This window comes from Bradyrhizobium elkanii WSM2783 (assembly GCF_000472865.1).
Classification (GTDB): Bacteria; Pseudomonadota; Alphaproteobacteria; order Rhizobiales; family Xanthobacteraceae; genus Bradyrhizobium; species Bradyrhizobium elkanii_A.
In genome coordinates, this window is record NZ_AXAP01000175.1 from 1 (window position 1) to 6,290 (window position 6,290).

The window sequence follows — 6,290 nt, forward strand, 5'->3', positions numbered from 1 at the left end:
GTCGCTCGAGGATTGCACTACGAGTTGGGCATGTGCGTCAGATACTGGTAGATCGCTTCCAGCTCGTCATCATCCATTTTCCCGACCGAACGCCACGGCATTTGTTCGCTGATTTGATGGCCGTTGGGATCGATACCGGTGCGCATGGCCGCAGTGAAGCCGGCGAGCGTCCAGTCCTTGACCAGATTCAGGTCGGGTCCGAGCGGCGCCAACTGCCCGGGCACGCCGCCGGTCAACTTCTCGCCGTGGCACTCACGGCAGTCTTAATACGAGAGGATGTATTCGCCAAATTCGGAGGTCGGCCGCTTCGAAGGCCCCGAGACATGGCCAGTGAGACCGGCAAGGACTCCGGGAAAGGCAAGATCGGCCGACGTTGATTAGATCCCAAGTCGCTAATGTCGTGCGAGCAAGAGCAAAACCGGCACCAACAGCCTGACCGAGCACGACAACCGCGAATTATTCGCCACCGGGAGCGACTCCGCGCTGTTCCTCCTGATGAAGGGATTGTCGGCCATTACATCGCATTAAGTTCGTTTGCCCTCCCGTTGATTTTTTCAGCAGCAGCGCGCGATCAAACCGGCGGCGTGCCGTGGGTGTGGAAGGACCCGATCGTCTTCAATCCCCACGCTTGGCCCTTCTTGCGCTCCTCCTCGGTCCACACGATCGGCTTCCAGTCCGGCGCCAGGATGAGGCGGGCGCCGGCGTTGGCGACCTCCACGCGGTTGCCGCCGGGCTCGTAGACATAGAGGAAGAAGGTCTGCTGGATCGCGTGCTTGTGCGGGCCGGTCTCGATATGGACGCCGTTCTCGAGAAAAATGTCGGCGGCGCGCAGGATCTCCTCGCGGCTATCCAGCGCGTAGGTGACGTGATGGAAGCGGCCGGGCTTGCCGTAATGGTCGCGGGTATAGGCAAAATCATAGCTCTTGTTCGACATGGTCATCCACATCGCGGCTTCGCTGCCATCGTTGAGCACGATCTGCTCGGTCAGCCGGCAGCCGAGATAATTCTCGAAGAAGAGGCGGTTGGCCTTGATGTCGACGGCCAGGCAATTGAGGTGATCGAGCCGGCGGACGTTTATGCCTCGGGCGGGAAAGCGCTGCGCCTGGTTTTTTAGCGCGGGCCTGAATTCGGGCGGCGCCTCGTACCACTCTGTCTCGTAATAGAGCTCGATGATGTGGCCGTCAGGATCGCGGCAGCGGAACGCCGGCCCCTGCCCCATGTCGCCATCGGTCCATCCGATCTCGAAGCCGGAACCCTTCAGCGCGGCGACGCGGCGCTCGAGCGCCTGCGGGCTGCGCGCGCGCAGCGCCATGTGGTCCATGCCCGAGGTTTTCGAGGCCGTCAGCTTCAGCGAATAGCGCTCGTAATCGTCCCAACCGCGCAAGTAGACAGACTCGCCTTTTTGGCCGCTGACCGTCATGCCCATGACATCGACAAAGAACCTTAAACTCTCGTCCGGCTTCGGCGTCAGCAACTCCATGTGCCCGAGATGGGCAAGATCGAAAATCGGCTCCTGGTTCATTGCGACCTCCTCATTGGAAAAGCGCCCGCGTCACGTCGTCGAACAATTCATCGACTGCAAAGGCCCGCGGGATGAGCTTCTGCTGCGCGGCATAGCCGATAATCATTTCCAGCGAACCGCGCATTGCATCGGGGGTAAAGCGCGGCGCGGCGGACGAGATGTTGGCGGATTTCGCGAGCAGCCGATACACCTCCCGCACGACATCCGGATGCTTTTCCGACAACTCCTGCTTCACTACCACCATATGGTTGATCTGCACCACGCCATGCCGGGCGAACCATGCCTTCTCTTCCGCAGCGACGTCCGAAAACAGCGGCTTGAGGTCCGGGTGTTCGGCTTTCTCGCCGAGCACCGCATCTAACTCGCCCTCGAGCAACATCGGCACGATCTGCTTGCCGGCCGGCGCACGTTTCGTCGTGTCCTGGTATTCCGCGACATGCGCGTCCTCGAAGGTAACCCACTCGATCGAAGCGAGGTCAACCCCATAATCGTTGGCTAGAATGCCGCGCACCCACACACCTGTCGTGGTGGTAAAGGAGCGGATGCCGACGCGCTTGCCGCTCAGATCAATCGGCTTCAGCGTGCCCTGCTTCACATTATACAGCGCGTGCGCGTGTTGAAACCGCGCCAGCACGACGCTGGGCAGCAAGACCATCGGCTTGCCAAAGGATTTCGCCATCAGATAGGTGACGATCGCCATCTCCGAAACGTCGAACGCCGCTTCGCGGACCATCGGCTTGAAACCCTTGTTGGTCGGCGAATACTCGACGAAATCCAAATCGACCAAATCCGACTTGATCGATCCGCTCTTCAGGGCCGATGTGCACGGATGATCGCCGAGCAAGGTGCGCAGGCGCATCGCCACGTCAGTCCTCCTCCGGCTCGTCGATATAGACAAGCCCGGCCTTCGCCAGTGGCTCGCGCATATTGTACATGTCGAGCCCGAGCACGCCGGCGGCAAGCTGCTTGCGCTTGCCGTCCTCGTCGGCGTAGCGCTTTTCGCCCTTTGCCACGACGTCGGCGGCATCCTTCCGCCTGATGACCACGACGCCATCGTCATCGGCGATGACCGCATCGCCCGGCACGACATTGATGCCGCCGCAGACCACGGGGACATTGACGGCGCCGAGCGTCGCCTTGACGGTGTCCTTGGCCGAGATCGCCTTCGACCACACCGGAAAGGCCATTTCACGAAGGGATTTTGCGTCGCGGACGCCGGCGTCGATGACTAGGCCCCTGACGCCGCGCGCCATCAGCGAAGTCGCGAGCAGATCGCCAAACATGCCGTCGGTATTGTCGGCGCTGCAGCCGACCACGAGGATGTCGCCGGGCTTGCACTGCTCGACCGCGACGTGGATCATCCAGTTGTCGCCGGGATGCGCCAGCACCGTCACCGCCGTGCCCGCCGCCTCCCCTCCGCTCCATACGGGACGCAGATAGGGCTTCATCAGGCCGAAGCGGCCATACGCCTCGTGCGCGGTGGCGACGCCGAGCGCCCCGAGCCGCTTCACCAGATCAGGCTCGGTGCGCTTGATATTGCGGACAACGACTGCCTTCATGCCAATTCCTCCATCGCCATCGGGAACAACCGCTGATAGGCCTCGCCATAGGTCATGGCCTTGCCCGAGTTGCGGCCGCCCTGAATGCCCCGCTGCAGCGCGACGCGTTCGTAATAGGCCCACAGATGTTTTTGGGCGGCGAGAACCTCGAACGTCTTGCGCTTGGTCTCCCAGACCTCGTCGATATTGAGGATCACCTGCGGCTTGAAATTGCACATCTCCGGCTGATGGGGCTCGAACAGGAACACCGGCGGCGCAGCGTAGGTATATTTGGCGCCGGGCTTGTGCCCCATCGCTTGCGCGACCACCCGTGTTTCCTGGGCAAAATGCGCCGCATTGGGATGATCGAAATTATAGGGGTCCTCCAGCGCATGGGTAAGCACGAAGGACGGATTGAGTTCGCGGTAGATATCGACCATGCGGTCGAAATACGCTTCCGTCAGACGCAGCGGATAATCGCCGGCGTCGAAAAATTCGATTTCCGCCCCTAATATCTCCGCCGCCCGCTGCGCTTCGTCGCGCCGGCCGGCCTTCACTTTCTCCAATGTCGCGCCGGCCTCCTTCCAGGCGAACTGGCTCTCGCCGCGTTCGCCAAAGGACAGGCAAGCGATCTTGATGCGATAACCTTTTCTCGCGTGCAGCGCGATGGCGCCGCCGGCGCGCCAGACGAAATCTCCGGGATGCGCCGTGACCACAAGGCCAGTCTTGCTAGCGTTCGTCATGATTGGGATTTCCTCCTTCGTCGCACGACGATTGTGTGGCTATCGCAGTTTCTGCTCGCTGCGCTGTACTACGCGCTAGTCAATTCGGAGCGGGTCGCCTGGCTGTGGCGAGGCCGACGGCGCTGATATCGCCGAGGCGATGGAGCAGACCGATGGTTGCAGTGGCAACAGCCGGTTCTTGCGATTGGTGAACAGAAATTTCCAAGGTTTGTTGCATAAATCGGGAATGTCGACTCCCAGTATTTCGCTCTGCTGTTGCGGCGGAGCGATTCCTTTCTCTCTCATGTTTGCAGCAACTGTATCGGCATCCTTCACACGATGGTCACGGTGAGACTTCCTCCATGTTTCTTTAGGACAGAAGAGTGGCGCCGCTGGGCATCGCAGCGCCATCATTTTTCACGTTGCTAGGGATCAGACGTTAGAACTTCAACGTAATGCCAGAATAGAGCGAGGACTCGGTGCAGGTATTGGTGCTTGTGGTCACGCCGGCCACAGTGAGAGTGCAAGCCCCCGGTGCCGCGTTGTGGCCGAGGCCGAACTTGTTCTGCCAGTAGCGATATGCAACCCAGACGTCGACGAGGTGAGAGTACTTCGGTCCGGCGAAGGCCTTGCTGGCGTCAAAGGTCAGGCGGATCGGCTCGCTGTTGAACTCTACCTTGGTAGCGGTACTGAACGGGCCGACACCCAGGCCGGCCAGCGGCTCGCTCTGATTGCCTTTCGGCCCATACCAGGCCGCACGGCCGCTGATAGAGAAGAACTGCATGGAGGGCGGCAGAAAACCCAGATCCATGTAGTAATTGGTCTCAACCGCCCATGTTCCTTTTTTGTTGGTGTTTCCGTCCGCGAGGCAGGTGACTGCGGGAACGCCGGGACCAAACAAACCGCACTGCGTGAACGAGTTGTGGTTGATTTCCTTGTAGTACAAGGGAGCGATGTTGAAATAGCCCTTGTAGGGAAGGTCGAACGCGAACTGCAGGCCGGCCACGAAGCCACGCTTGGACGGGGCCACAAAGGTATTGTTTATGAGGGCGTCGACGCCAACTTCGAACGAAATGTTATGCAGAAGTCCGACGCTGAACGCCTTGGTGTCGAAGATTTGATTCCAGCCGAATGTGCTGCGGATATTGGCATAGACTTCCGTTGCCCCAGCACAGGTCGCGTAGCCGCCGGTTATGGTGGTGTAGGCCGCAGTGCAAGGCATAGCGGGATCGTTATGATCCGACTTGGACATATAGATGTTGATGAAGTTCGTGCCATAAGCCCATGCGTCGAAATGGGTGAACGAATAGAACTGCTTCGCCGTTTTGCCGTTGATGCTGCCATCAGGCCGTCTACTAAAATAACCGGGGTCAGTAGCGGTGGGAAGGTAGGAGAAGGTCACCCTGTCATCGATTACGAAAAAGAACGGCAAGTCGGTGACTCGCTTTACAGCCTTTACGGCAACATCGGCCGCTTGTGCGCCGGACAGCGCGGCAATAGCCGCCGCCGCGATGAAAAGACATCTGAAAACTTTCATGGTTTCCCCCAAATCTCTTTGGCAGTGCCCGCACTGGCAAGCTTTTATTCTCCTCGACAGAGGAGTTATTTCCCTCCTAAGTAGGATGTCGCGCCTCGGCCAATACGAAAGCGGCGAGAAAACATGTCATGACGTAATGCCTTGAAATGGCGCGTCATTCGCCGCAGGGACCTTCGAAGGAACACGACCAACATGGGGCATCCGCTTGGCATGGCGGCCATTTGGCGCTCATGCCTGCGCCTGTCGCGATCTCAGGATGCCAATGGATCGCAGTGGGGAGATTGGTGGCGAAGGCCGATAACACAGTGGGAAATCGAACTTGATTGACCTGATTGCAACCACGAACCCTTTGCTTCGCTATTCAATTGGTTGCTCGCGAACTCTTGTCTGTATCAGCCTCAGGGGGCAATCGTAACCGACAGACCCTCCAACCCGCTTGCCAACATAATCTGACAGGCTAGGCGTGAGCCCGGCGCCGGTGATCAGAGCCATTAGGGAGGTCATCCTCATCCCTGGCAGCCGAAACGAAGAGTTCGGGATGCGATTGGCCGATGAACACGTGACAGTTTGCGCGCGAGCAGCATCCACACATAAGGTCAAGAGTCGTCGATGCCGGCATCGCGAAAGGCCTTAAACACCGCTAATCCGGGTTTACTGAAACGGTGTAGCGCGTCCGTAACGCCTAGTGAACCATTCTTTCTCCGATAACTAGCACTACTTTGGCAGATTGTTGATTTTGCCGCGTTTTATAGGATTCCCGAATCAATTTTTCAATGATTCATGGGTGGTCGGCTCTTGGAGGGCTGACCATGCCGGGATGGGAAGACGAACTCGAACGCTGGCTGATGCCGTTCTTGGACCGGCTGGGTCATAAGACCCGGCAGCGGATGTGTCCTCTGTATGTTGCGGGATTGATCGGTCCGGGCGATCGCAAGAGCGTTCAGCCGATGGCGGAACGCCTTGCCACGAGC

Annotated in this window: 6 protein-coding genes and 1 pseudogene; 1 reads left to right on the forward strand and 6 read right to left on the reverse strand. The window is 59.2% G+C overall.

Features of this window, described 5'->3' with window-relative positions:
• Positions 1-17 precede the first annotated feature (17 nt).
• The 6 genes and pseudogenes from YY7_RS56090 to YY7_RS0149175 all read right to left on the reverse strand — a co-directional run.
• Positions 18-251: pseudogene (locus YY7_RS56090) on the reverse strand (c-type cytochrome); the annotation flags it as partial.
• 320 nt (positions 252-571) lie between these two features.
• The gene (locus YY7_RS0149155) at positions 572-1,522 is read right to left on the reverse strand and encodes a catechol 2,3-dioxygenase (RefSeq protein WP_028169339.1); all 951 of its coding nucleotides are present in this window, start codon (positions 1,520-1,522) and stop codon (positions 572-574) included.
• A gap of 10 nt (positions 1,523-1,532) precedes the next feature.
• Complete coding sequence (locus YY7_RS0149160) at positions 1,533-2,255, reverse strand: hypothetical protein (RefSeq protein ID WP_245287706.1); 723 nt, start codon at positions 2,253-2,255, stop codon at positions 1,533-1,535.
• Positions 2,256-2,388: 133 nt separating this feature from the next.
• Complete coding sequence (locus tag YY7_RS0149165) at positions 2,389-3,081, reverse strand: 4-carboxy-4-hydroxy-2-oxoadipate aldolase/oxaloacetate decarboxylase (protein WP_028169341.1); 693 nt, start codon at positions 3,079-3,081, stop codon at positions 2,389-2,391.
• Entirely contained in the window at positions 3,078-3,803 is a 726-nt protein-coding gene (locus YY7_RS0149170) for a PIG-L deacetylase family protein (RefSeq protein WP_028169342.1), read from the reverse strand. Before YY7_RS0149170 ends, YY7_RS0149165 begins: the two co-directional genes overlap by 4 nt.
• A 418-nt stretch (positions 3,804-4,221) precedes the next feature.
• The gene (locus tag YY7_RS0149175) at positions 4,222-5,319 is read right to left on the reverse strand and encodes a hypothetical protein (protein ID WP_028169343.1); all 1,098 of its coding nucleotides are present in this window, start codon (positions 5,317-5,319) and stop codon (positions 4,222-4,224) included.
• Positions 5,320-6,092: 773 nt separating this feature from the next.
• Between YY7_RS0149175 and YY7_RS56095 the strand changes: the two genes are divergently transcribed.
• The coding region (locus tag YY7_RS56095) for a transposase (protein ID WP_196237464.1) at positions 6,093-6,290 on the forward strand (198 nt) is incomplete at its 3' end.

Bases quoted from the DNA above. Each gene is read 5' to 3' on its own strand.
- YY7_RS0149170 (WP_028169342.1), bottom strand. From the start codon at position 3,803: ATGACGAACGCTAGCAAGACTGGCCTTGTGGTCACGGCGCATCCCGGA.
- YY7_RS0149165 (WP_028169341.1), bottom strand. From the start codon at position 3,081: ATGAAGGCAGTCGTTGTCCGCAATATCAAGCGCACCGAGCCTGATCTG.
- YY7_RS0149160 (WP_245287706.1), bottom strand. From the start codon at position 2,255: ATGGTCCGCGAAGCGGCGTTCGACGTTTCGGAGATGGCGATCGTCACC.
- YY7_RS0149155 (WP_028169339.1), bottom strand. From the start codon at position 1,522: ATGAACCAGGAGCCGATTTTCGATCTTGCCCATCTCGGGCACATGGAG.
- YY7_RS0149175 (WP_028169343.1), bottom strand. From the start codon at position 5,319: ATGAAAGTTTTCAGATGTCTTTTCATCGCGGCGGCGGCTATTGCCGCG.